Annotated in this window: 18 protein-coding genes; 12 read left to right on the plus strand and 6 right to left on the minus strand. The window is 45.7% G+C overall.

Going from position 1 to position 24,344, the window contains the following annotated elements; genetic code table 11:
- Positions 1–4: 4 nt before the first annotated feature.
- On the minus strand, positions 5–253 hold the full coding sequence (locus tag A9237_RS18085) for an Lpp/OprI family alanine-zipper lipoprotein (RefSeq protein ID WP_005441096.1): 249 nt from the start codon (positions 251–253) through the stop codon (positions 5–7).
- A 422-nt stretch (positions 254–675) separates the two neighbouring features.
- Between A9237_RS18085 and A9237_RS18090 the strand changes: the two genes are divergently transcribed.
- The 7 genes from A9237_RS18090 to A9237_RS18115 all read left to right on the plus strand — a co-directional run bounded on the left by A9237_RS18090 (position 676) and on the right by A9237_RS18115 (position 11,221).
- On the plus strand, positions 676–2,019 hold the full coding sequence (locus A9237_RS18090) for a DEAD/DEAH box helicase (protein ID WP_005441090.1): 1,344 nt from the start codon (positions 676–678) through the stop codon (positions 2,017–2,019).
- A 183-nt stretch (positions 2,020–2,202) separates the two neighbouring features.
- Complete coding sequence (locus A9237_RS27380; protein WP_009704941.1) at positions 2,203–2,376, plus strand: hypothetical protein; 174 nt, start codon at positions 2,203–2,205, stop codon at positions 2,374–2,376.
- A 383-nt stretch (positions 2,377–2,759) separates the two neighbouring features.
- Entirely contained in the window at positions 2,760–4,772 is a 2,013-nt protein-coding gene (locus A9237_RS18095; RefSeq protein ID WP_078608923.1) for a prolyl oligopeptidase family serine peptidase, read from the plus strand.
- Positions 4,773–6,914, plus strand: a complete 2,142-nt coding sequence (locus A9237_RS18100) for a TonB-dependent hemoglobin/transferrin/lactoferrin family receptor (protein WP_078608926.1) — start codon at positions 4,773–4,775, stop codon at positions 6,912–6,914.
- A gap of 9 nt (positions 6,915–6,923) precedes the next feature.
- Complete coding sequence (locus A9237_RS18105; RefSeq protein ID WP_078608928.1) at positions 6,924–9,182, plus strand: proprotein convertase P-domain-containing protein; 2,259 nt, start codon at positions 6,924–6,926, stop codon at positions 9,180–9,182.
- 25 nt (positions 9,183–9,207) lie between these two features.
- Positions 9,208–10,647 (plus strand): Lcl domain-containing protein, encoded by a 1,440-nt coding sequence (locus A9237_RS18110; RefSeq protein ID WP_078608929.1) that lies wholly within the window; start codon positions 9,208–9,210, stop codon positions 10,645–10,647.
- A gap of 1 nt (position 10,648) precedes the next feature.
- A complete protein-coding gene (locus A9237_RS18115) occupies positions 10,649–11,221 on the plus strand; it encodes an Lcl C-terminal domain-containing protein (RefSeq protein WP_041053840.1) in 573 nt (190 codons plus the stop codon).
- Positions 11,222–11,323: 102 nt separating this feature from the next.
- Here the strand turns inward: A9237_RS18115 and A9237_RS18120 are convergent, their stop codons facing one another.
- Positions 11,324–12,967, minus strand: coding sequence for a methyl-accepting chemotaxis protein (locus tag A9237_RS18120; protein WP_078608930.1), 1,644 nt, complete (start codon positions 12,965–12,967; stop codon positions 11,324–11,326).
- Between the two features lie 333 nt (positions 12,968–13,300).
- On the opposite strand from A9237_RS18120, the gene A9237_RS18125 reads away from it, so the two are divergent.
- From A9237_RS18125 to A9237_RS18145, 5 genes are all read left to right on the plus strand, one after another.
- Positions 13,301–14,122, plus strand: coding sequence for a phosphate ABC transporter substrate-binding protein (locus tag A9237_RS18125; protein WP_005441064.1), 822 nt, complete (start codon positions 13,301–13,303; stop codon positions 14,120–14,122).
- Positions 14,123–14,220: 98 nt separating this feature from the next.
- Positions 14,221–15,153, plus strand: coding sequence for a phosphate ABC transporter permease subunit PstC (pstC, locus tag A9237_RS18130; RefSeq protein WP_020197853.1), 933 nt, complete (start codon positions 14,221–14,223; stop codon positions 15,151–15,153).
- Positions 15,154–15,175: 22 nt separating this feature from the next.
- Positions 15,176–16,039 (plus strand): phosphate ABC transporter permease PstA, encoded by an 864-nt coding sequence (gene pstA / locus A9237_RS18135; protein ID WP_005441059.1) that lies wholly within the window; start codon positions 15,176–15,178, stop codon positions 16,037–16,039.
- A 60-nt stretch (positions 16,040–16,099) separates the two neighbouring features.
- On the plus strand, positions 16,100–16,849 hold the full coding sequence (gene pstB, locus A9237_RS18140) for a phosphate ABC transporter ATP-binding protein PstB (protein WP_005441058.1): 750 nt from the start codon (positions 16,100–16,102) through the stop codon (positions 16,847–16,849).
- Between the two features lie 372 nt (positions 16,850–17,221).
- On the plus strand, positions 17,222–19,288 hold the full coding sequence (locus tag A9237_RS18145) for a sensor domain-containing diguanylate cyclase (protein ID WP_045479686.1): 2,067 nt from the start codon (positions 17,222–17,224) through the stop codon (positions 19,286–19,288).
- An 80-nt stretch (positions 19,289–19,368) separates the two neighbouring features.
- Here A9237_RS18145 and A9237_RS18150 read toward each other — a convergent pair whose 3' ends face one another.
- The 4 genes from A9237_RS18150 to A9237_RS18165 are packed head-to-tail and all read right to left on the minus strand — an operon-like array spanning position 19,369 to position 24,333.
- A complete protein-coding gene (locus tag A9237_RS18150; protein WP_078608932.1) occupies positions 19,369–21,015 on the minus strand; it encodes a BatD family protein in 1,647 nt (548 codons plus the stop codon).
- A gap of 4 nt (positions 21,016–21,019) precedes the next feature.
- A complete protein-coding gene (locus A9237_RS18155) occupies positions 21,020–22,867 on the minus strand; it encodes a VWA domain-containing protein (RefSeq protein WP_078608934.1) in 1,848 nt (615 codons plus the stop codon).
- Positions 22,860–23,864 carry a vWA domain-containing protein gene (locus tag A9237_RS18160; protein ID WP_078608936.1) on the minus strand — a complete coding sequence of 335 codons (1,005 nt, stop codon included), beginning with the start codon at positions 23,862–23,864 and terminating at the stop codon, positions 22,860–22,862. The genes A9237_RS18155 and A9237_RS18160 overlap by 8 nt, the downstream gene beginning before the upstream one ends.
- Positions 23,857–24,333 (minus strand): DUF4381 domain-containing protein, encoded by a 477-nt coding sequence (locus tag A9237_RS18165; protein ID WP_020197346.1) that lies wholly within the window; start codon positions 24,331–24,333, stop codon positions 23,857–23,859. The genes A9237_RS18160 and A9237_RS18165 overlap by 8 nt, the downstream gene beginning before the upstream one ends.
- Positions 24,334–24,344: the final 11 nt, after the last annotated feature.

The raw sequence follows: 24,344 nt of genomic DNA on the forward strand, positions 1-24,344 counted from the left end.
ATTCTTACTTAGTGTAAGACTGAGCGATGTTGTCGATACGCTCGTTAGCACGTGCAGCTTCTTCTTGAGCTGCCATAGCCGCGTCGTTAGACTTTTGAACGTCAGATTGTAGAGACTGAACGTCTTGGCTTAGTTGGCTAACTTGGTTGCTTAGTTCGTCTAGTTTAGTAGCTGTTGCTGCTTCGTCAGAAGAAGCACAACCTGCTAGTAGAAGTACTGAAGTTGCTGCAGCTGCGATCAACGTTTTGTTCATTTTAGAACTCCTTGCCTATAGTTAAATTCCTACGCTATACGTTTTGTGTCATATAGTCATAGTGGTAAATGTGAATACATTCTATCAGTACATGATGTAGCAAAAGTCAAAAAAATCCAAGGATTTCATAGAGTACCTGATACGGACGCTAACCTTTAGTTTACATAAGTGAGCGTTTACTCACCTTTAACGCCAGTATCGGGTAGTACAGCAGCTCTTTTACCACGTCCCTGATATCAATAATTTAGACGAAATTTACACAAATGAAAGTTTCTTAGATGAATCTTTATTTTTTCTAATGGAATTAGTTTGTGTGATCTCTATCTATACTCCTATGATTTGCGGTATTATATCGAGCTTTTATTTTTTGCTGCGTTAGAGCGGAAACGACACTGAAAAAACGCTCAAACGATGACTATTTATTGGAGAATACTTTGCAATTTAAAGATCTAGGCCTAGACAACCGATTGTTGAAGAACCTAAAACACTACGATTTCAAAAAAGCGACTGACATTCAGAAGCAGGCGATTCCTGTTGCGATTGCAGGCAAGGATCTATTGGCATCTTCGAAAACGGGTTCGGGTAAGACTTTGGCGTTTGTATTACCAATGCTTCACAAGTCACTAAAGACGAAGTCGTTTTCTGCAAAAGACCCTCGTGCAGTCATCCTTGCTCCTACTCGTGAGCTAGCAAAACAAGTATATGGCGAGCTTCGTTCAATGCTTGGTGGTCTGAGTTATGACGCAGCATTGATTCTTGGTGGTGAGAACTTTAACGATCAGGTAAAAGCGCTACGCCGCTACCCTAAGTTCATCGTGGCAACACCAGGACGTTTGGCTGACCACCTAGAGCATCGCTCTCTGTTTCTTGATGGTTTGGAAACGCTGATTCTAGATGAAGCTGACCGTATGCTCGATCTAGGTTTTGCACCAGAGCTTCGTCGTATCCACAAAGCGGCGAAACACCGTCGTCGTCAAACTCTGATGTTCTCAGCAACGCTTGATCACGCAGAAGTGAATGACATTGCATCAGAGATGCTGAATGCGCCAAAACGTATTGCTATCGGCGTATCAAACGAAGAGCACAAAGACATCACTCAAAAATTCTACTTGTGTGATCACCTAGATCACAAAGAAGCGATCCTTGAGCGTGTTCTTGAAGAAGCAGAATACCGTCAGGTGATCATCTTTACTGCAACTCGTGATGACACTGAGCGTCTAACGAACAAGCTGAATGAGAAGAAGCTTAAAGCGGTCGCGCTGAGCGGTAACTTGAACCAGACTCAACGTAACACCATCATGAGTCAGTTTGAGCGTGCTGTATTTAAGATTCTAGTAACGACAGACGTTGCATCTCGTGGCCTTGATATCGCAACAGTAACGCACGTTATCAACTTCGATATGCCGAAGCACACAGAAGAATACGTTCACCGTGTAGGCCGTACTGGTCGTGCGGGTAACAAAGGTGACGCAGTGTCTCTTGTTGGCCCTAAAGACTGGGATAGCTTTAAGCGTGTTGAAACTTACCTACAGCAAGATTTGAACTTCTCTGTATTTGAAGATTTAAAGGGTAAATTCAAAGGCTTGAAACCACGTAAACCTGATTTCCGTGGTAAGAAGACCGAAACCAAAAAAGCACGCCCACAAGCGAAGAAAGTCGCAAAGAAACCTGCTAAGCGCGATAAAGGTTTCTACCAAAACGTGGCAGTGGGTGAAAACGTGTTTATTCCTAAGAAAAAGCCAGCGGAACCAAAAGCTGAAGATTAATCTTCAACTCAGCGTTAGAGGTTAACTGAATTCAAATCCGAGCTTACGAGCTCGGATTTTTTATATCTGAAATTTGCTTTCTCACGACTATTGTTTAACTGCTCTAAACAAGGGTTAAATAGTCTTTGATTTTTCTGAACGCCAATTTTGCTTAGCATAGGTTTCCAGAAGAGGAGACAAAATATGTATCAAGAAGAACAGTGGTTAGAAGACATCGATCTGAGCCTTACAGAACAACAGTGCAAATCGTTAGGTTGGGGAAAGAAAGGCGTCTGGGTTGAGATGTTGGCGTTTCTCTGCGTAGCGTTGGTGAGTTGTACCTTAGTACACAATCGCGGAGGCTCACATGATTACTGAAAAGTCTCAAATGGGTGAATTGATTAAATCGGTCGTTTTTTCCTCCCTCTATTTTGTTGGATTTCTTGCTTTACTTTGGGTTGTAACTAGTCATCTTTTCTAGTTTTTCTACCCCTTTTGAGCTACTGACTAAAGTAAAAAAGTTACCCTCGTCACCTTCTTCAGGTGACGTTTTCATTTCTTGATTCTTAATTGCATAGCAATAGATGACTTATCTAACAATAGCTTTGCATCACAGTGCATTCATCCATGATTTAAACGTTTGGCATAATAAAAACCGATAAAAATGTCACGAAAATATGTAAATGATAATTGATCTCATTTTTATTTAAGGGCAGAATACGCGACATAATATTAATCCTATAAATAGTTGTGCCATTTATATGAAATTTAGTCATGTTTTTTTGGGGCTTTTAGTCACCTCTATGCCCAGTGTTGCCTCGGATAACTTTGATTGGCTGAGAGACGATTCCAGACAAGATGAGCGAGTTCTCTCTTACCTCAAGCAACAGAACCAAAAAACAGAACAATTTCAGAAACGCTATGATGAGATTACGCAAAATCTGTTGAGCCAATGGGAAGCCATGGCAGCAGAAAAAGGCGAGAAGCCTTGGGCGATTAAAAACGGTCAAGAATGGAACCTGACTCGTCGACAAGGCAACTTCGTTTTGCTTTCGCGAGCTGATAACAACGCGCAAGAGAAAGTGGTTTACGATTTCTCTTCTCGCCAAGAAGAACGTCAATACTTCCAAATTGGTCAATGGCGTATTCAAGGCGACTCTTTGTTGTTTACAGAAGATATTGATGGCAGCGAGCAGTACCGTGCTGTGTTGGTTGATCTAAAGAGTGGTGCAGCACGCGAGCTTATCAGCAACATTGATAATGGGGTTCTGCTCTCACCAAATGGCAAGTTTGCTTTCGCCGTCTCAAAAGAAGCGAAAACTCAACGTCCTTACCAAATCGTTCGAATTAATACTCAAACCAATGAGCAGAAAGTACTTTGGCAAGAGGACAAGACCGATTGGCTCATGTCTTTTTATCCCTCAGCCGACGCGCGTTTCGCACTGGTACAAAGTAACAATGAATCGACCACCGAACAAAAGATCCTAGACCTTGATTCTGGAGAGCTAACGGCCTCGTTACGTAAACCGGAATCCGGTGTGGAGTATTATGCGGATGTTGCTCAAGACAGAGTCTTTATCAACAGCAATCTTAATGGTCAGTTTGGTTTGTTTGAAACAGCGATGCCCGAGAAAGATGCGGACACTGTTGAGTCTAATTGGAAGTCTTTTTTACGCTCAAAAAATGGCGTAGAACAATTTTACTTGTACGATGCGGGACTTGTGGCATTAACCAAGCAAGACAATCAAACGACAATCTCGGTTTACTCTTATGATGGCACCGCGAAAAAAACGCTTCCGTTAGAGTCGGAAGGTCGCGTTGCTTGGTTGAGCACACTTGGTGACTACCGCTCTAACAAAATCCGAATTCGTAGTATGTCGATGACGACACCGCCGCTGTGGGAAGAGTTTGATGTTAAAGCACTGACAAAGACAAATCTCTCGCAAGATATTTATCACGGCTTCTCTAGCCAAGATTATGTTTCTCAACGCATTATGGTCAAAAGTCATGGTGTGGAAGTGCCGGTTTCTCTTGCTTACCGCAAAGATAAGCTCAGCGACAACGCTCCTGTTGTGCTGTACGGCTATGGCGCTTACGGGTTTACCATGAAACCTTACTTCATGCCTCAAACCGTGAGCTTACTAGATCAAGGCGTTATCTACGCGATAGCGCATGTTCGTGGTGGCGGTTACTTTGGTGCTGACTGGCACGAGCAAGGCCGAGGCGTTCTTAAAGCTAACTCTATCAATGATTTCACGGCAGTTGCGCAAGCACTTAAACACTTTGATGGTGGTGAGCGTGATGTTTACGCGATTGGTTCCAGTGCCGGTGGCACTTTAGTTGCCGGTTCGATCAACCAAGCTCCTGACTTGTTTGCTGGCGCAGTGATGAAGGTTCCTTTTGTCGATGTTGTTGCCAGCATGTCCGATACGACGTTACCACTTACCGCACAACAATATGGAGAATGGGGGAATCCGACACTCCCAGAACAGCTCAAAGCGATGCAAGCTTATGATCCTATTATCAATATCCACAAAGACGCTTACCCACCCATGTTGGTTCAAGTCGGATTGAACGACCAACGTGTGCCTTATTGGGAAGGCGCGAAGTATCTCGCTCAAATCTCGTCGACCAGTGAATCGACAGGCCCTTATTTGTTGCAAACGGATTTTCACTCTGGCCACCGCATGGATCCAAGGCAGGCAAGAGAGCAACAAGCGAAGGAATACGCATTTCTACTATCACTAATTAAAACATCTAAAGCGGAGCAGTAAATGAAGCTTAACCCAGTGTCAGCGGCAGTACTTTCGGTACTTGCTGCCAGTCAAGTGCACGCCGAATCTAAGGTTTTCTCAATGGAAGAGGTGGTTGTAACCGCCAATAAAATCGATCAGCCATTGTCAAAAGTGGCAGGTAGTGTCGCGGTTATCACAAACGAGCAAATCGAAGAACGAGGCGAAACCGAGCTTTATGACGTGCTGCGTAACGAACCTGGTGTAAGCGTGACGGGCGGTGCAGGACGTCCGCAAAACATTACCATCCGTGGTATGACAGGTAACCGCATTATGATCGTTCGTGATGGCATTCGTTCTGCGGATGGCTTCGGTGCGAATGACATTAATGATGCAGTTGGGCGAGATACGTTTGATTTATCCAATTTTGAATCGCTGCAAATCATTAAAGGTGCAAGCTCTTCGGTGCATGGCTCTGGCGCGATCGGCGGTGTGGTGATTTTAGAATCCAGTAAGCCGGGTGATTTCTTAAAAGACAAAGACTTCTACACCGATGTATCCGGTACTTACACCGATATCAGCAACAAGTACAAAGGCACGAGTAATCTAGCTTTCCGCTCCGGTGATACAGAGAGTTTGTTTAACGTTTCATACTGGCAAGGGCAAGAGACACGTAACTTTGATGAGGATTTGTATAACCGCGATCTAGATGGTTACAGCGGTGCTTATACGATCAACCACTTTTTCAATGAAGAGGTGATGTTGAAAGCCAAAGCGGAACTCTACACCCAGAATCAAGAGCGTTTGGAGGGTTCTCCGTCCATTCAACCTGATGGCATCTGGCATATTGAAGACTTTGCTGAAGATGAAACCTCCGAAGAGTACAGCGCTTACATTGGTGCGGAGGTGACACCGATTAATCCAACTTGGTTCGAAGAGTTGGATACCAAAGTTTACTGGCGTCACACCGAAGTCGTGGAAGACACCAACCGTTTAATGCGCCAAGTGGATCACAATGGTTTGATCACCAAACGTCGCGAGCTGGAACACAAAACCTTCATTGACGAGACAATAGGCTTCCGTGGTGACTTCACCAATACGATTTATGCAGCAAGTGCAGAGCACCAATTGGCTTACGGTGTCGAGCTTTCTACTGACTATTACGAACGCACAGATAGCGATTCCAAGATTGATTGGAACGGGGTAACGCCTTCGACCAAACAACCTTTCGCTCCTGCTCGTGCTTATAACATTGGTTTGTACGTTCGAGACATGGTGGAACTGGATAAATGGACCATCACAGGCGGTTTGCGCTTTGATGCGCACCGTTTAACGCCGGACGGTGAGGGTGAAGTGGGCGGCTTCCCATTAAAGGACATGGATAGCTCGGAGGTGTCTCCAAGCCTGTCGGTTTCTCGTGAAATGTTTGCCAACAACATCGTTTATGTATCGTACAACCACGGTTACCGTGCTCCGGAATACGACAAAGCATATGGCTTCGTGAACCATGATTTCGTACCACTAACGCCTTTTGTTATCGCACCTAACTTAGACCTAGAAGCTGAGACTTCGGACTCATTTGAAATTGGTAACAAGTTCGATAACGGTCGTGCGCATGTCTATGCGTCTGTGTTCTACAACAAGTTTGAAAACTTCATCGATGTTGTGACCACAGGCTTTGACTCAAGCACTGGTAATTACATCAAACAGTACCAAAACCTTGATGGCGTAGAGACTTATGGCGCAGAGCTTTCTGCGGGGTACGCGCTCACCAAACAATGGGACATCAGCACTAAGTTTGGCTACGTAGATGGCAAAGACGCGGAAGGCGAATACGTTCGAAGCATTACGCCATTCGAAGGTAATGCTCAACTGAAATACGCCAACCAAGACTTCAATGCTTACGTGGCTTGGAACTGGGCCGCTGCTATGGATCGCGTTCCTAAATGCCAGACCACGCTTGGCCTAGCGACAGAGTGTGCGCAGACAAGCGCGTGGAATACGTTTGATATTGGCGCAACTTACTACGTTTCCAAAGACCTTCGTGTTAGCGCAAACATCGTCAACTTGTTCGACAAAGAGTACATCCGATACCAAGACGTAGCGGGTATCGCTGAGGAAAGTAAGCGTTACTCAACTGAGCCTGGGCGCTACTTCACGCTAAATGCAAAATACGAATTCTAGGACGAAATCATGAAGCTAAAACCATTGGCGTTTTCACTGCTTATTGCATGTACCCCAGCGGTGCAGTCTGCAGAGTGGGATTATCCCGCAACGGACTCTGTGGTAACGAATGAAGCGCAAGCGAAAACTTATCTAGACAGCCACTACTCAGAAGCGGGCGAGTTTAAGTTCCGTTACAAAACCCAGTCTCAGCTTGGTGAGCATTACAATTTTGATGTTTGGGTAAACGGTGAATATCAAGCACAGCGTGCCCTAGTAGTAACAACCGATAAAAATCATCACGTTGTGCGAGTGTTTAAGAGCCTTGAAGATACGATAATTCGCAACGGTAAACCAACGGTTGCAATGGAATTGGAATCGCCTCGCCAACTGCAAGCACAAGAGCCACCTGCTCTGAGCTCTGGAAGTCTGGTTGATGTTGAGGTTTCTTTATTCAACCCAGATCTTCGTACCATGCAACAGCAAGCGGCACCAGAATCGACGTGGTCAGCACTATCTGATTACCCTCAGCCGCTCGAGTACGTAACCAAGTCGATTGAGGTTTTAAAGTCGGGCGGTAAGTTCTATCTCTCTAACCCACGATTAAAACAAGTAGATGCGACGGGTTTATTTGCAGCCCCGACACCTGGTGAAGCACCTGTACTTGATACGTTGGACTTTCTCAGCGCAGAAGGGGTTCAAGCATTTGACAGTGTTGATGAGATGCAAAGCACCGAGTTTGGTGACAATGCGTTCCCACAGTTGATGGCTTTTTATCATCTTGATAGCTCGATCCAATATTTGACAAGCCTGACTTACGACTTGTTTGACGAACCGCTTCGTTTTGATGCTCGCGGTTTATCAAAAGATAACTCTACTTACTATTACGGCCCGAAAGCACTCATGCTCGGTGTCGGTGGTGTTTCTCCGGATGCAGTCGATGCTGATGTAGTGATACACGAACTTGGGCATGGCATTCATTACCAAATCGTACCGGATTGGGCGTACGGTCACACTGGTGCTATCGCAGAAGGTTTTGCTGATTACTGGGCGGGCAGCGCGAGCTACCGCACTCAATATTTGGATGCTTCGCGTCGTGGTCAAGAATTCGAGTTAGATACGGTGTTCAACTGGGACGGTGTGTTCGGAACACGCAAAACAACTCGCAGCTTATGGAACCAAAGAGCGCGTTACTTCGAGAGCTCCGAGTATCCAGCGCACGTCAGTGTGGGCGGTGAACTAGGCGACGAGCTTTGGTCAACGCCACTGTTCCAAGCGCTTAAAGCGTCGGTTGAACGATACGGTGATGATACCGATAACGTATTCCGTGAGTTTGACGCCATTGTACTTGAAGGCATGTATGGCATTGGTCGTGGCGTGAAAATGCATGATCTGGCGGAATCGACCGTGTTTGCCGCAAACACCTTGTTCCCAAATAAAGATTACGCCCAATTCCTAACGGACAGCTTCAACAAACACAACTTACTTAAAGCGCCTCTTCGTGTTCGCTATGACGCTCGATACATCGCACAAGATGAAGACGTTGGTGTGAGCCTGAGCCAAACTGGCCGCGAAGCGAGCATCAAAGGGCAATGGCAGCTAAACAACGCATCCGTTTTCGACTTTGATGAAACGCTTTCTGATTCGACCTCAATGAAGGTGGCGTTACCAAGCGGTCTGACGTGTGGCACGCAATTCGATTCCTCTATTTCATTGGATTACCAATTTGCAGAAGGTTTAAAGACTCACCAGTGGAGTGAACAGGTGATGCTGGTTAATGGTACGCCAGAGCTTGATATCCAGCCTCAATCAGTGAATTCCGCTTTGCCAGAGCAGGGCGACAGACTGTTCTCTCAGACGCTATCGGACAAGTCACGCACGATTGATGACTCGTTTGCGGTTTACCTGAACATCGAACATGACTCACTGCAGGATCTGCAAGTGACGCTTGTGTCTCCACAAGGCAAATCGGTCGTGCTACTTAGCCATCAATCAAGCAATACCAATGGATTTAAAGGTTACTTCACAGCTCAGTATGACGAGGAGTTACAAGCGCTTGTCGGTCAACCGAGTTGGGGTACTTGGCGTCTCGAAGTGTCTGACCGTGTGTCAGGTAACTCTGGGGTGTTGAAAGAGTGGGGTGTGAGTCACTTTGCTCAGTATCAGTGTAGTGCTGATACCACTAAAGAAAGCAGTGGTAGTGGTGGTGGTTCAGGTGGCAGTGGCTCGCCTTGGACCTTGTTAGGACTTTTCCTGCTTTCAATGGTGAGAGTGATTCGCTCTCGTTAATTAAAATCAAAAGAAGATAAAATCTATGAAGTTTCAATATTCTTTCGTTGCTATGTCACTAGCCCTAGCTGGCTGTGGTGGTGGTTCTGGTGGTGACACGTCGGCACCGACCTATGATGTAGCTGGCACCATCGTTTCTGCAGGTACACTTCTTGATACGCCAGTGTGCATCGATTTAAACCAAAACTACGTTTGTGATACTACTGAACCGAGTGCTAAAACGGATAATGCCGGTAAATTTAGCCTGACTTCAAGCGATAAAAACGTACTAACCAGCACCATTCTTGCTCAAGTTGATCAAGGTTCAAACCAAACGTTGCGTCTTGCGGCGCCGGGGCAAAATTTAGCAACGGGTAACACGGTCAATGGTGTAACAACGTTGCTCGCAGGTCTTGTGGTTGACGGTAAAACCGTTGCTCAAGCTGAAGAGATCGTGAAAGCGCAACTCACCGATGCCGGCGTTTCTTTGTCTGGTACGGTAATGTCTAACGCAGAAGCCAGCGAGCTAGACAAGCTAGAGCAAAACACGGTTGCGCTATTAGCTGCGATGCAACCACAACAAATGACCAAAGGCGTAGCGTTGCTTGCTCAAAGCCTTAGCTTCCAAGGTAAATCGTTGGCCTCTGATCTTCTGTCTGAAGCGGAAGTGAGTGCATTTGCTGAAGAAATTGCAGCGGTTGCTGAACAAACGGTTGGTAGCAACGATACGGGTGCCGTTCTTCATTTTGCTGATGGCGCAGCAGATGTTGCTGAGGTTCAAGCTTCTTACCCTGGTCAAGATGCGGAATACGGCTTCGACAAAGAGGACAAGCAAACGTCGACAGGCGCAGGTTTTAAGTTCGTTAAGCTAGATGCACAAGGTGCTGCTTTAGCTGCAGATGCGACTGAGTGGGCTTGTACTATGGACGAGCGTACTGGTCTTGTTTGGGAAAACAAGAGTGCGGATGCGAGCTCGGTTCAATTTAAAGATCGCCTATTTGCGTTTGAGTCTGAAACATTTAAGCCATTTAGTAAAGATGTAGAACTTGCAGGTTGTAAAGACGCTGGTGATGAAGTTTGTACCACTAGCCAATATGTGGAGCATATCAATAAGCAATCTTTGTGTGGCATCGCTGGTTGGCGCTTACCTACTTACCGCGAGACTTATGACTTATTAGACTTTGGTGAACAAACACTGTTCGCTCCGAAACCATACAACGTGTATGGATTTAATGTTAAATACTTCCCACAGCAAACGATAGGCAGTCCTTATTTAGAGTATGGTGCGTTTTGGCATAGCGATTTTACGTTTGTGAATACATCATCACAGCTCGTTGATGCTGAGGTTTATTTCCCTGCAATTATCTCTCGGGGCGTAGATAGAGGCACTATTTCACTCGTCGATATTCGCTCAAGCAACACAAGTGCAGACGCCGATGACTCATACCAATTCCCAATCCGTCTAGTAGCAGTAAAGGGCCAATAAGATGAAGAAATTAATAACTGTACTATCTCTTGCTTTGGCCTCTCAAACTGCAATGGCTGCACAAGAGTGTTCTACTGACTTTGCTAAAACGGCACCTAACACGCGTTATACATATTCTGATAACGGTACCGTAACTGACTTAAAAACAGGTCTTACATGGATGCGTTGCCCTGTTGGCTCAACGTGGAATGCGGCAAATGAAGCCTGTGATGGCGCTGCGACTAAGATGTCATGGCAGTTAGCGCTATCAACCGCTGAGCAAATCCGCAATGAATCAGGTAACCATGCTTTACATGACTTCGCTGGCAAAAAGAATTGGCGCTTACCAAACATTAAGGAGTTGGTCGCGTTGACGGAACGTGCTTGCCACAGCCCTGCGATGAACGGCACTGCATTCGCAAGTGGTTACACGCTAGAGGTGGGTGACTACGCAGGTTATATATGGAGTAATACTCCGAACGGTGATGGTTCAAACGTTATTGTGTTTGATTCAGTGAATGGTGAGATTTACAACTGGAACCCACTAGAGCCAACGAACACTTTCTCTGTTCTACTAGTCACTGACGAAGAATAATCACACCGTTGGATTTTCTCTAATCCAGATATTAAAAAGCTCCGCCAGTGCGGAGCTTTTTTCTTTTCTAATCTTTGAAACTTATCGTCTTGAGCAGAACCTTTAAACTTGGAACTGCTTAAGTTGGTGCTTTTGGTTTTCTGCTAAGCCAGACAGCTCTTGCGCCGCTGCGGCGGATTGAGTGATACCAGTGACGTTCTGACTCACCAATTCATAGATGGTGCTCAGGTTGTTGTTGATGTCCGACGTTACTTGCTTTTGTTCTTCAGAAGCGGTCGCAACTTGGGTGTTGATCGCATTCAAATCTGAAATCGCACTGTTGATGTCGCTCAGTGAACGACTTACTTCTGCAGCAAGCGCTTGGTTGTCTTCTAACATGGCTAAGCTTGAATGCATGCTTTCATTTGCGTGGCCAGACTGCTGCTGTAGCTCTTCAATGATGGTTTGGATCTCTTTGGTTGATTCTTGAGTTCTCGCTGCCAGCATACGTACTTCGTCAGCAACCACGGCAAAGCCTCGACCACTTTCACCCGCTCGTGCTGCTTCAATCGCCGCATTCAATGCAAGTAGGTTGGTTTGCTCAGAGATGCTCTCAATAACTTCAATCACTTTACCAATCTGCTCGGACTGATCTTTAAGCGAGGTGATAACGTGTGCGGCTTCATTTAGCTGATCCGCCATCTTGGTACTTGCGCGCGTGCTTTCTTCAAACATGCTTAAGCTTTGAGAAGTCAGCTTACTTGCTTCATTCGACGCGCTATCTGCTTGTTGTGCATTACTTGAAACCTCAGCCGCTGTGGACTCAAGCTGGTTAATTGCAGACGCAACCTGTTCGACTTCTTGCTTTTCTTGATCAGAGTTTGCGCTGCTTTGCGTCATTACGGTTGCCAGTTCGGTCGATGCTGATGCAACGTCTTCACTGATTCGAATCAGTGAGTCGACCGTACCACGAAGCTGGTGGATGGTTTGGTTTACGTCATGCGCAAGTTGTGAGACTTCGTTCTTGCCCACTTCGTCGGCTTCTACCAACAAGTTACCTTTTGCGACTTCTCGCATGGTTTCTTGCAGGTTACGGATCGGGGCCACAATGTAGCTCGCCAATAGCCAGCTGATCAAAGAAGCAACAGAAAGAATAATCACCAGAGAGACCGTACTGTAGGTCAATGTGGTGGAGTGAAGAACACCGTTTTCTTCGACTTCGTCAGTAACGATTTGATTGAGCTTCTTAGACAAGTTGTCGATAGCGTTAATCATCGCTTCACCGGCAAGGCGGTATTGACCCATTGCGGTTTCATACTCTCGGTCAAAATCGGACGTGGTGTAATCAGAAGAATGCTTGGTATTAAGAAGTGGCGTCATGGTGACACGAGTAAAATCGACGTAATGATTCATCGCATCGCGCATGGCGTTAACTTCAGTTTGAATGCCTTCAATTTGGTCGATGGAGTTGAGAAATTCTCGGTTGGTTGCCTGACGTTGTTGTAATTGTTGGTTAAGTGTTTTGACATCTTCAGCCCTGAAGAGACTGTAGATTGCCTTAATGCGCATCGCGTAAGTGTTGTCTACGATGGAGCTTAACTCTTCTTTATGCACGATAAGGTTATTGGTGGAAACCGTCACCTTGTCGAATGCTTGTTCTAACTTTCCTATGCCTATGCTCAAACCGACGATGAGAAGTATGACAGTAAAAAGTACGGGCACGAAAACCTGTGACTTAATAGACAGCGTACTAAGTAATTGACGCATGATTGACCCTCTAAAGATTGGAACTATTATCATTTTTGTAAATAAAGCAACCCGATTCTAATTATTAGGCTTGATATATCAATCATTTAACGATGTTTATTTGTTATGAAATATATTAAAAGCGATGTGGTTGGCATTTTGTTATAACCAAATCATTGCAAAGTATTTTGAGCTCGAAAGTAAATAAAGTTTGATTGCCGATTTATTAAGCAGAAATGACAACGTGTCATAGAGCTTTCAACTAAGTGAAACACAACTGTCATATTTGGATTCTAAAGTGAGCACCGTTCAAGTGAAACACAACGGCAATAAGGCCACTTAAAGGAAATTGTGATGAAAAAGACAGTAATCGGTGCAATCGCACTTCTAGGCGCAATGGCAGTGACTCCTGTTTCTGCTAAAGAAACTATCTCTGCAGTGGGTTCTAGCAGCGTAACTCCACTGATGGAAGTTTTCTCTGAAACATACATGAAGACAAACCCGAACGTATTTATCGAAGTTCAAGGTCCTGGTTCATCTGCAGGTGTTAAAGCAGCGAAGAACGGTTCTGCTGACCTAGGTATGTCTTCTCGTAACCTAAAAGATTCTGAAAAAGAGCCAACGCTAAAAGAAGAAGCGGTTGCTCTAGACGGTATCGCAGTTGTTGTAAACCCACAAAACAAACTTACTGGCCTTACAGCTGAGCAAGTTACTGCAATCTACAAAGGTGAAGTAACAAACTGGAAAGACGTTGGCGGTGCAGACAAGCCAATCGTTGCTATCACTCGTGACACGGCTTCTGGTACTCGTGGCGCATTCGAAGACATCATGTCTCTAAAAATGAAGATTTCTGGTAAAAAAGTTTCTGCAATCTCTCAACGTGCTCAAGTTGCTAACGGTAACGGCGCACTGAAGACAATGGTTGCTTCTAACCCATACGCAATCGGCTACATCTCTCTAGGTACGGTTGATTCATCTGTAAACGCACTTCCAATTGATGGCATCCAAGCTTCTGTAGACAACGTGAAAAACGGTTCTTACAAAGTTGCTCGTCCATTCCTTGTTCTTTACAAAGAAGGCAAGCCATCAGCTGAAACTCAAAAATTCCTAGACTGGATGCTAACTGACGAAGCGCAAGCGCTAGTTGACCAAAAAGGTTACATCTCAGTTAACTAATTCTATCGGGACTCTAAAGTTTGCTCAGCCCATCGTTTCGGGCTGAGCCTTTTCTATCCATTGTGTTCGACGCCATTGCCAAGAACCGTGAGATTTTTATGACCATCGCAACAAATAGTGAAAAGCTTATGACTACTGACGCAAAAGCGATCAGCAAGCCAGGCCTACGCGAAAAACGCCGCGTAGACTGGAGAGAGCGCATCTTCCACGGCTTGTTCCTAACGAGTGCTGTAATCGGCATCGTATCATTAGCAGTTATCGCATACTTCATCGTTCGAGAGAGTATCCCAGCATTCCAAGAAGCGGGCGTCTCGGGCATCGTTCTAGGCCAAAACTGGCTACCACCGGCACTGTACGGTGTTGCAACCATGATTGTTGCTTCTATCGTTTCGACAGCAGGCGCTGTTTTAGTGGGTGTTCCAGTTGGTGTCTTAACCGCTATCTTCATCGCTGAAATCGCACCAAAGCGTTTAGCTGACATCATCCGCCCAGCGGTTGAGCTGCTAGCCGGTATTCCTTCGGTGGTTTACGGTTTCTTTGGTCTGGTTATTATCGTTCCACTGATTCAAAACGTATTCGATGTACCAGCAGGTAACACTATCTTGGCCGGTATCATTGTTCTTGGTGTGATGATTCTACCAACGGTAATTACGGTATCTGAAACCTCTATCCGCGCTGTTCCTCGTACTTACAAAGAAGGTTCTTTGGCACTGGGCGCATCGAAAATCTACACCATCTTTAAATTGCTCGTTCCAGCGGCTCGCTCTGGCATCATGACAGGTGTGATTCTGGGGATCGGTCGTGCGTTGGGTGAGACCATGGCGATCATCATGGTAATGGGTAACGCGCCGGCAATGCCAGAAGGCATCCTTGATTCGGCTCGTACGCTAACCGCAAACATCGCTATTGAAATGTCTTACGCAAGTGGTGTTCACGCGAACGCACTTTACGCTACAGGTGTGGTACTTCTGGTCTTCATCATGTCGTTGAACGCTGTACTACTGTACCTAAACCGAGAAAAAGCGAAGTAATCGCTCGTTAAAGGTGACTATTATGGATCGCGCAAAACTGAAAAAAGCACGCCAGTTCAAAGATAATGTCTTTAACGCATTTGTCTGGATCTCGGCAGCACTAACGGTAGGTTTCTTGTTCTGGATTATCTGGTACATCCTATCAAACGGCCTACAACACGTAGATTGGAACTTCATTACTGATAACTACACGCGCACAGGTGAAGAGCACGGTATCTTCCCAATGATTGTGGCGACAATTTACATGGTTATCGCTTCTATCGCAGTGGCAGCACCACTCGGTATCATGACGGCAATCTACTTGACCGAATACGCGAAAGTGGGCAGTCGTTTGGTGAAAATCATCCGATTCTGTACTGAGTCATTGGCGGGTATCCCGTCGATCATCTTCGGTCTGTTCGGTATGACTTTCTTCGTGGCGATTCTTGGCCTTGGCTTCTCGATTCTATCGGGTGCATTGACGCTAAGTATCCTAATCCTGCCAGTTATCATCCGTACTACGGAAGAAGCGTTGATGGCAGTACCACAGACGTACCGTGAAGGCTCTTACGGCCTGGGTGCATCTAAGATTTACACTATTTGGCGTTTGATTCTTCCAAGCGCAATGCCAGGTATCTTAACCTCGGTCATTCTAAGTATTGGTCGTGTCATTGGTGAGTCTGCTCCAGTATTCCTGACAGCAGGTATGGTTGCACGTATTCCGGATTCTTTATTGGATTCAGGTCGTACGCTAACCGTTCACCTATACAAACTGACTACCGAACTGTTTACCATTGAAGAATGGAATCAGGCTTACGGTACGGCGACAGTTCTGATTGTTGTTGTTCTACTGATCAACATGTTTACAAAACTGATTGCACGACGTTTTAACACCGCAACTTACTAACAAAACGAATTAAGAACGCACGTTAAAAGACACGAATTCAAGATTTAAGAGATTAAGAAAATGAACAAGTTTGATATTGAAAACCTAGACCTGTTTTACGGTGACAACCAAGCACTGAAATCAATCAACCTGCCTATTCCAGTACGCCAAGTGACGGCACTTATTGGTCCTTCTGGTTGTGGTAAATCAACACTACTACGTTGTTTGAACCGCATGAATGATCTTATTGAAGGCGTAAAGATCACGGGTAAGCTGTCAATGGATGGCGAAGACATTTACGGCAACATTGACGTTGCTGACCTTCGCATCAAGGTGGGCATGGTATTCCAAAAGCCAAACCCATTCCCGATGAGCATCTACGAGAACGTGGCTTACGGTCTACGCGCTCAAGGCATCAAAGATAAGAAGCACATTGATGAAGTGGTTGAGAGCTCACTTCGTGGCGCAGCGCTTTGGGACGAAGTGAAAGACCGTCTTAAGTCACATGCATTTGGTCTATCTGGTGGTCAGCAGCAACGTCTATGTATCGCGCGCACAATCGCGATGGAGCCTGATGTGATTCTAATGGATGAACCAACATCTGCACTTGACCCAATTGCAACACACAAAATCGAAGAATTGATGGAAGAACTGAAGAAGAACTACACCATCGTTATCGTGACTCACTCAATGCAACAGGCGCGTCGTATCTCTGACCGCACTGCGTTCTTCCTAATGGGTGAACTGGTTGAACACGATGATACACAAGTTATCTTCAGCAACCCGCAAGACGACCGTACTCAAGGTTACGTAAACGGTGACTTCGGTTAATCCACACATTTACTGGCATATACACAAATAACTATAAGCGATGGTACTCTTGCCCCTCTTGATGAGGGGCCTTTTTTATTTTTGGACTTGAAAAACACCAATATTAAGAATGTTCATGTTGATTCATTTTTGCGCATATTTTTGCAGTATGTAATCCGGATGAAACACCTGTCTAAAAATGTTGAAGGGTTCTCGAATGTGAAATTAAGTCCATATTTTTTGCGAATGACTTAACAGCTCAACTTGGATTCCATTGATTGCATATCCACCCCTAAGTAGTTTTTTATCGAGGATAAAAAAGTAGATTAGGTTGGTCAGGTGAGTTTAAAGAGTTTTACAAGAACGGTCTCTTCCACAAGGGACCATAGGTTATTGGCTGAAGCCATATTCGAACATCTAGAGCAGCATTTTTCCCCCAGTGCGATAGCGATCTTTGATGATCCGCTGACCAACCCTTCTTGGACAGTTCGATTCTCGCGGGGTGACCTCTTTCCTCTCCAAAATTATCCAGAAGCATTCTGGGATTGGGCTAACCAATTCGATACTTCAGAAAGCATCATTCCTCTGGCCATCAATACCTGCAATTGGAATCACGTCCAAGACCTCGGTGGCGAAAGTTATATCATGATGCTCGACAACACGCCGATTAAACGTACCTACCTACTGATTCAAAACGTTCAAGCTCGCAGCGCACACAATATTTATGAAGAAAGCTATGACGCAATGCAACTCTCGGCGGCGCGTTGGCAGTGTGTCCGCGCAGAAAAACACGCCTCGTTAGAAATGAAGCATCGCGATGTACGAGAAGCGCAGTATGTCGATGAGCTTGGGCAACGCGAACGTTTTATCGAAAACATGAAGCTTGTCCAGCAGGTTGCATTAGATATTTCTAACCCTGATTCACTGAAAGATCTTTATTTGAAAGCGGTGGAGGCACTTCGAGAACATCTAGGTTTCGACCGCTCCACCTTAATGTTGCTGGACATGAAAAAGCGCAGTTTCAGTGGTACTTATGGGACGAACGAGGATGGCATCACCATTGATGAATTCCATACCCAATATGACCTTCATCAGCTGAGTGAAGAGTACATTGCATCACTGTCCAGCTTGGATCGTAACCTCGTTATTGTAGAGGATGCGCCTATCTATACGGCTGGCAAAGTTGTGGGGCAGGGCTGGAATGCAATGCTGATTTTAAGAGATGGAAACGAGCCATTTGGTTGGTTTGCTCTTGATAACTTTATCCACCGTAAACCCGTCACTGCCTATCAAAAACAGATGCTGGAATCATTCGGTTCGCTTTTCTCTCAAATCTTTATTCGCAAACGCCAAGAGCAAAACGTACGTATGCTGCATTCGAGCATGGTTGAGTTATCACGCTGTACAACGGTAAGCGATGTTTGCAAATCTGCCGTGACGTTTGCCATTAAGAATCTAGGTATCGACCGTATGGCGGTGTTTTTGACCGATGAAAACTGCTCTTATATGCAAGGAACTTGGGGAACCGATATTCAAGGCAATGTGGTTGATGAGTCGTATTTTTTTGGGGAAACCCAAGACTTTTCTTTAATAAACTTAGCTAAATCCATGCCCAATGAAGTGGCGTTCGAAGAGTCCGTTCCTATTTACCATGATTGCAACATCGTCGGTTTTGGTTGGGCGGCCATGACAGTGCTGACGTCGAACAGTAGTGGGCCAATTGCGTTCATCGCGGTCGATAACTTGTTAACCCGTGCGCCTTTGACCTCGCAACTGCGTGAAGTGATTCGGATGTTTGCTTCTAGCTTGGTTGAAGTCTTACAACGTACACAAGCACAAGAGGCAATCAGAGAGCTCAATGAGAATCTAGAGCTCGAAGTGCAGAACCGAACTAAAGAGTTGGAAGAAGCCAATCGGCAATTGGAAGTCTTGTCTAAGCTCGATCCCTTAACGAGACTGGGTAACCGACGCATGTTAGAACACGTTATGCAAAAGTACTGCTCTCTTGAGCATAACGAAGTGATGTCGTTTGGATTGATTCTGATCGATATTGACCACTTTGGCTTGTTTAACAATCATTATGGGCATTTAGAAGGTGACATTGCGCTGATGCGTATTGGCAACATTCTCGACCATCATACAAAAGATGAAGACGAAGTCTTTTGCCGAATCGGCGGAGAAGAGTTTGTTTTGTTGATGATTGGGTCAAACCAAGAAGAGGTCAGGTTGAGAGCTGAATGTATTCGTCAATGCATTGAAGAAGAAGGCATAAGACATTGCCATAATCCTGAAGGAGAGTTGCTGACCGTATCTGTGGGTTACTCGCGTTATCAAGCGCAAGGCAAAGACTTTAATTTTGATCACTTATACCAACTGGCTGATAAAGCACTCTACCTAGCAAAAAACAGTGGTCGAAACTGCGTTCGAACCTGTGAGCTGACAAGTCAAATTGTCGCTTAAGCCATCACGACTGAATGAATAGATACAAAAATGGCAGCTCAATAAGAGCTGCCATTTTCACTAGTCACGCCATTTTACTATTAGAGCTTTTCTAGCTGGTGGCTAGGCTTACTCTTCTTCTCTTTGGCCAATTGCTTGAGCTTAGCGAGCAGAGAATCTGGTTTCCATTCTTGCTGAGTAGCGCTAAAGCGAGCTTGATTCATCACATTCAACTCTTCTTTCACCGCTTTTGTCGCTTCGGATTCACTGTTGAAGTGATGTGTGTTTAAGTAGTCGTTAACCGCTCTTTCAATCTTGGCACTATCACCTTGCTTGATGATGCTTTCCAAATCTTGCAGAGATGAGCCGTGCGTTGAAGTCTCGACTTTCTCAGGCTTTACGGTTCCGCGCTTTTTCCAAAACCCAAACGCAATTGCTGATGAGACAAGCCAAAGGGCACCAAACACGAACGTCAGTGTTTTCCAGACTGTATCCACACCACTTTGAACCACAGGTGCTGAGGTTGTCGCTGGTTGTGCTGGCAACGCACTTTCTGGCAGCGTGATTAGGCCACTGTCACTTTTCTCTACCTTAAGTTTTAATGCTGAAATGTCGGCTTTTCTCGCTTGGTCACGGTTACTGTCCCACCAATTTAGGCTGTAGCCCGGCAGGGTGAGATCCCCGGCTTCTGTGGGAATCAAAACCTGCTTCACTGTCATGGTGACAGTGCCATCACGCGATGTCTCGAACTGAGGTTGTTCAGGATAAACACGCAGTGTGCTTGGATAGACAATACCAATACGAGGTAGATATTCCGCTTGTGTACCACGAGCTCGAATACGAATCGTACGAGTAATTGAAGAGCCTTGTTTCACTGTGCTGACGGCATTTGCTGATAGCGGATTGCCTTGCTCATCTTGCCAGCTTTGCGTTAATTCTAAAGCAGAAGCTGGCAGCCAGTTACCTTTAAAGTCTTTAGGGATAGGCTTTACAGTAATTGGCATTTGCTCAGTTTTAGTATTGATTGGCATGACCTTGGTTGAGCCGGTTAGGCTGTCACCATAGATGTAAGACCCCGTCAATTTAGGGCCATTCAGCGTGTAGGTGCCAGGTTGCTCCGCTGTAATGCGGAAAGCTTGCTCTACGACCGTCACTTCTAAGCCATCAATGATGCGTTGTGCCTGCTTCATATCGCTGGCTGGCTCAATTTTCATCCCATCAATGCTTGGCGGCACGACTTGTGGATTATCTAAACGACGAGGGTCGACTTTGATCGCCAACTGCATACGCAGCGTTGCTGACTGTTGTGGGTACAAAGTATGGCTATCCACGCTCATGTTAAAGCTAAACAAATCGTCGAGATTCGGCTCACCTTTGTCTTTTGTCACACGCAGCTTAATTGGCTCGGTTTTCATCCCATCTGCAGAAAAGCTCGGTATGGTGATGACGCCTTCTTTCATCGGTGCAATCGAGATGCTCCATTCTGTGCGAACGGTTTTGTGGCCGTTAATGTTGTTACTAGAACGGCCGTAGCGAGGTTGTCCTAAAAAGAAGTCCTGTTTCAATGCATCGAAGTCAATCGCATCTGAGCCAAGCTCGGTATCTGCCATGATCCTTAGGTTGATCACTTCGTTCTTCGCCACCTGAGTTTTGTTTACACTAGCTTGTAGGGTTTGTGCAAAAACCGAAAAGCTAGTCAGTAGGCTGGCCATCAGAACAAAGACCAGTTTTGCGCCTTTTTTCATCATGGACTTACCACTCCTTATTAGATTGTTGTGGACGTTGTTTTTGTTGAGCTTGAAGCTGCATTTGAGCTCGAATCAAGAAACTAGGGTCACGCGCGCTTTCTACCGCTTCTAAGCGACGGAACTCAGGATCATCCTGAGGCGTTTTCTCTGGCTGAGCTTGAGCCTGCATAGGTTCACCTTTTTGCTCGCCTTGTTTTTCTTCTTCTTGTTTAGCTTTTTGTCGCTCAGATTTCTGATTTTCTTGTTTATTTTCAGGTTCTTGCTGGTTTTGTGACTGTTGCCCTTGCTCTTGTTTAGCATCACTCTGAGACTTTTGTTGCTGCTGTTGCTGCTGTTGCTGCTGTTGCTGCTGTTGCTGCTGTTGCTGCTGTTGCTGCTGTTGCTGCTGTTGCTGCTGTTGCTGCTGTTGCTGCTGTTGCTGCTGTTGCTGCTGTTGCTGCTGTTGCTGCTGTTGCTGCTGTTGCTGCTGTTGCTGCTGTTGCTGCTGCTGCTGCTGTTGCTGCTGTTGCTGCTGTTGCTTCAGTTTCTCCTCTACAACCGACAGGTTCTTTTTCGCAGCTTCAAAGTCAGGCTTTTCTTGAATTACGTTTTTATAGAGCTCCGCCGCATCCTCAAGCTGTCCGTTCTTGGCAAGTGCGTTTGCCAAGTTGTAACGGCCATCAAGGCTTGGATTATTGGAGAATGCTTCTATCGCACTTTCGTAATCCCCAGCTTGGTAGCTTGCTGCACCTTTCCAGTTAGGATCAGTAAAGGTACTTTGGGCTTTTTCGTATTCACCTTGTTGATAAAGCTGTTCGCCTTGTTGGTTTTGATTCAAGAACGCATTGGCTTCTGCTTTCGGTGTCCAACTCATCGGTAATACGGCCGCGACCAGTACCCAAATCATGCCGCGTCGGAAGAGTAGGGCTGCAGGAATCAACAGCAGAGGTAGCAACCAGAAACCACCGTTCAAGCGAGAGTCGGTTTTTACGTCGTCACTTTGCTTGGCGGCAAGGTTGTTGCTCGCGTTATTGGTAAACGCGGCAATGTTCTCAACATCACGGTTATTGTGTTGAATTGGCACAAATAATCCGCCGGTATCCTTGGCTAACTTCTGTAAGTTTTTCAGGTTAGTCTTCGCTACCACGGTGTTGCCTTGTCGGCTCTTCATTAAAGAACCATCCGGAAGAGCAATTGGTGCGCCAGTTGATGTGCCGATAGCAAGTACTGACACACGAATGTCTTTACCGTTTAATAGCGCTAATGAGCTAGACAATTCAGAGTCATCCAAATCATCTGCCAGCACGACGATGTCACCTTTATTTACACCCGCTTGAGTAAACTGACCAAGCGCGGTTTCAATCGCTGATGGTAAGTTGGAGCCTTGATAAGGCATTAACTCAGGGGATAAGTTTTCGATGATGCCAGCGAGTGTGCTGGAATCTGTCGTCAGTGGACTTAACGTATAAGCATCGCCCGCGTACGCGACCAAACCTGTTGAGCCTTCTTTCCATTTCGGCAATAAATCCAACGCTTTATAGCGGGTTTGTGACAGGCGATTTGGCTTCACATCCGTTGCGTACATAGACCGCGACATATCCAGAACTAACACTCGGTTTTGACTTAGTTCAAAGCTCGGACGAGTGTTGGATTGCCAACTTGGACCTGCTAGAGCAATACATGCGATCGCCCATGCTAATCCCCAAATGGCGAAGTAGTGCTTGGTTTTCACTGAATGGCCAAGCATTTTGGCTAAATGGGGCGCAATCAACGATGACTTTTTGGTTCTGTATTGGCTGTTAATCGCAAGAACGACAGGAATGACGAGCAAACCCAACAACCAATATGGATTTAGGAAAGTAAACTCAACCATGTTTTCTCCTTAGAACAAACAGGAACACGGAAAGCACAAGGGCAGCACCTAGTGGGTAAGGGAACCATTCCGACTGAGGACGCCAAGTTTGCGTATCGCTAGAAACTGGCTCTAGTTGATTAATGGTGTCGTAGATCGTTTCAAGTTCTTTAGCATCACGTGCTCGGAAGTATTTACCACCTGTCATCTCTGCAATCTTGTTCAGCGTTTGCTCATCAAGATCTGAGGCGGTATTGACTTTGCGAGTCATGAAGAAGTCTTTCACCATCATTTCACCAGCGCCCACACCTACGGTGTAGATGGTTGCGTTGTATTTTTTAGCGATTTCAGCGGCTTCAAGCGGATCAAGGACACCAGCTGTATTGCTACCATCGCTGAGCAAGATCATCACACGTTGTGGTGCGTCACTGTCTACAAAGGTTTTGGTGCCTAAGCCGATACCATCACCAATTGCGGTGCGCTGGCCAACCAAGCCAATGACGGTTTGATTGATCTGTTGCATCACGGTTTTACGGTCAGCGGTCAGCGGCGTTTGTAGATAAGCATGATCACCAAATAGAACCACACCTAAGCGGTCGCCTTGGCGTTTTTCTACGAAATCAGATAAGACTCTTTTGACGGCGGTTAGACGGTCTATGTATTCACCGTTGTCGTTCATGTCTTCTTTCTGCATAGAGCCAGATAAGTCGACCACTAACATCATGTCGCGGTATTTCGGTTGGAACTCAACCGGATCGCCATACCAAACCGGTCGAGCACAAGCGACAACCAACAGAGTCCATACGCCAATAGACAGGAATTTTTGCACGACCTGTTTTGGTTTGTTGCTGTGTTTGTTGTCTGGCAGGTACGCCAGCTTAATTTCAGCTTGCTGAGTCTCTTCAGGGAAGAACTTATAAATCAGCCAAGGTAGAGGCAGTAACAATAATGCCCACCACCAGACAAACTCAATGTTCAACCACTGAGAGAGGCTCGAAACGAGAGTTGCCTCAGTCACGAGTTTTTGCCTTTTTCTTTGGTGGCAATGCGGTTTCAATCCAGAAAGCACAATCATCAATTAAGGCTTGATGCTGCTCTTGACCAGACTTTTGATACAGCGCCGCTTGCCACTGTTGTTGTTTATCGACAAATCGAGTTTCTTTGGTGTAGCTATCAAGAAACTCGTACCAAGCAGAACCTGTTAATGGCGCGATTTCTTCACGAGGGAAGTAACTCAAAGCCGCTTGACGAAGAACCTCTAATGCAGAAGACGGTGTGTGTGGTGTGATCGGGTTGGTCAATAATTTCAATGCGGTCTTCTTAGCAACAAGACGCTTTGTACGCCATCTTAAGTACAGTACGACGATTAAGATGGAGAGAACTACACCACCCAGAACAGCCCACCATCCCCAAGCAAGTGGGAACCAATCAGGTGCATTCGGTAGGATTAAAGGTTCAAGGTTTAGGCTTTGATTATTCGTTGTCATTATTACTACTG

This window comes from Vibrio owensii (genome assembly GCF_002021755.1).
In the GTDB taxonomy this organism is placed as follows: domain Bacteria; phylum Pseudomonadota; class Gammaproteobacteria; order Enterobacterales; family Vibrionaceae; genus Vibrio; species Vibrio owensii.

Coding starts and splice junctions, on each gene's coding strand:
- A9237_RS18085 (WP_005441096.1), bottom strand. CDS start 253: ATGAACAAAACGTTGATCGCAGCTGCAGCAACTTCAGTACTTCTACTA.
- A9237_RS27380 (WP_009704941.1), top strand. CDS start 2,203: ATGTATCAAGAAGAACAGTGGTTAGAAGACATCGATCTGAGCCTTACA.
- A9237_RS18095 (WP_078608923.1), top strand. CDS start 2,760: ATGAAATTTAGTCATGTTTTTTTGGGGCTTTTAGTCACCTCTATGCCC.
- A9237_RS18100 (WP_078608926.1), top strand. CDS start 4,773: ATGAAGCTTAACCCAGTGTCAGCGGCAGTACTTTCGGTACTTGCTGCC.
- A9237_RS18105 (WP_078608928.1), top strand. CDS start 6,924: ATGAAGCTAAAACCATTGGCGTTTTCACTGCTTATTGCATGTACCCCA.
- A9237_RS18110 (WP_078608929.1), top strand. CDS start 9,208: ATGAAGTTTCAATATTCTTTCGTTGCTATGTCACTAGCCCTAGCTGGC.
- A9237_RS18115 (WP_041053840.1), top strand. CDS start 10,649: ATGAAGAAATTAATAACTGTACTATCTCTTGCTTTGGCCTCTCAAACT.
- A9237_RS18120 (WP_078608930.1), bottom strand. CDS start 12,967: ATGCGTCAATTACTTAGTACGCTGTCTATTAAGTCACAGGTTTTCGTG.
- A9237_RS18125 (WP_005441064.1), top strand. CDS start 13,301: ATGAAAAAGACAGTAATCGGTGCAATCGCACTTCTAGGCGCAATGGCA.
- pstC (WP_020197853.1), top strand. CDS start 14,221: ATGACCATCGCAACAAATAGTGAAAAGCTTATGACTACTGACGCAAAA.
- pstA (WP_005441059.1), top strand. CDS start 15,176: ATGGATCGCGCAAAACTGAAAAAAGCACGCCAGTTCAAAGATAATGTC.
- pstB (WP_005441058.1), top strand. CDS start 16,100: ATGAACAAGTTTGATATTGAAAACCTAGACCTGTTTTACGGTGACAAC.
- A9237_RS18150 (WP_078608932.1), bottom strand. CDS start 21,015: ATGATGAAAAAAGGCGCAAAACTGGTCTTTGTTCTGATGGCCAGCCTA.
- A9237_RS18155 (WP_078608934.1), bottom strand. CDS start 22,867: ATGGTTGAGTTTACTTTCCTAAATCCATATTGGTTGTTGGGTTTGCTC.
- A9237_RS18165 (WP_020197346.1), bottom strand. CDS start 24,333: ATGACAACGAATAATCAAAGCCTAAACCTTGAACCTTTAATCCTACCG.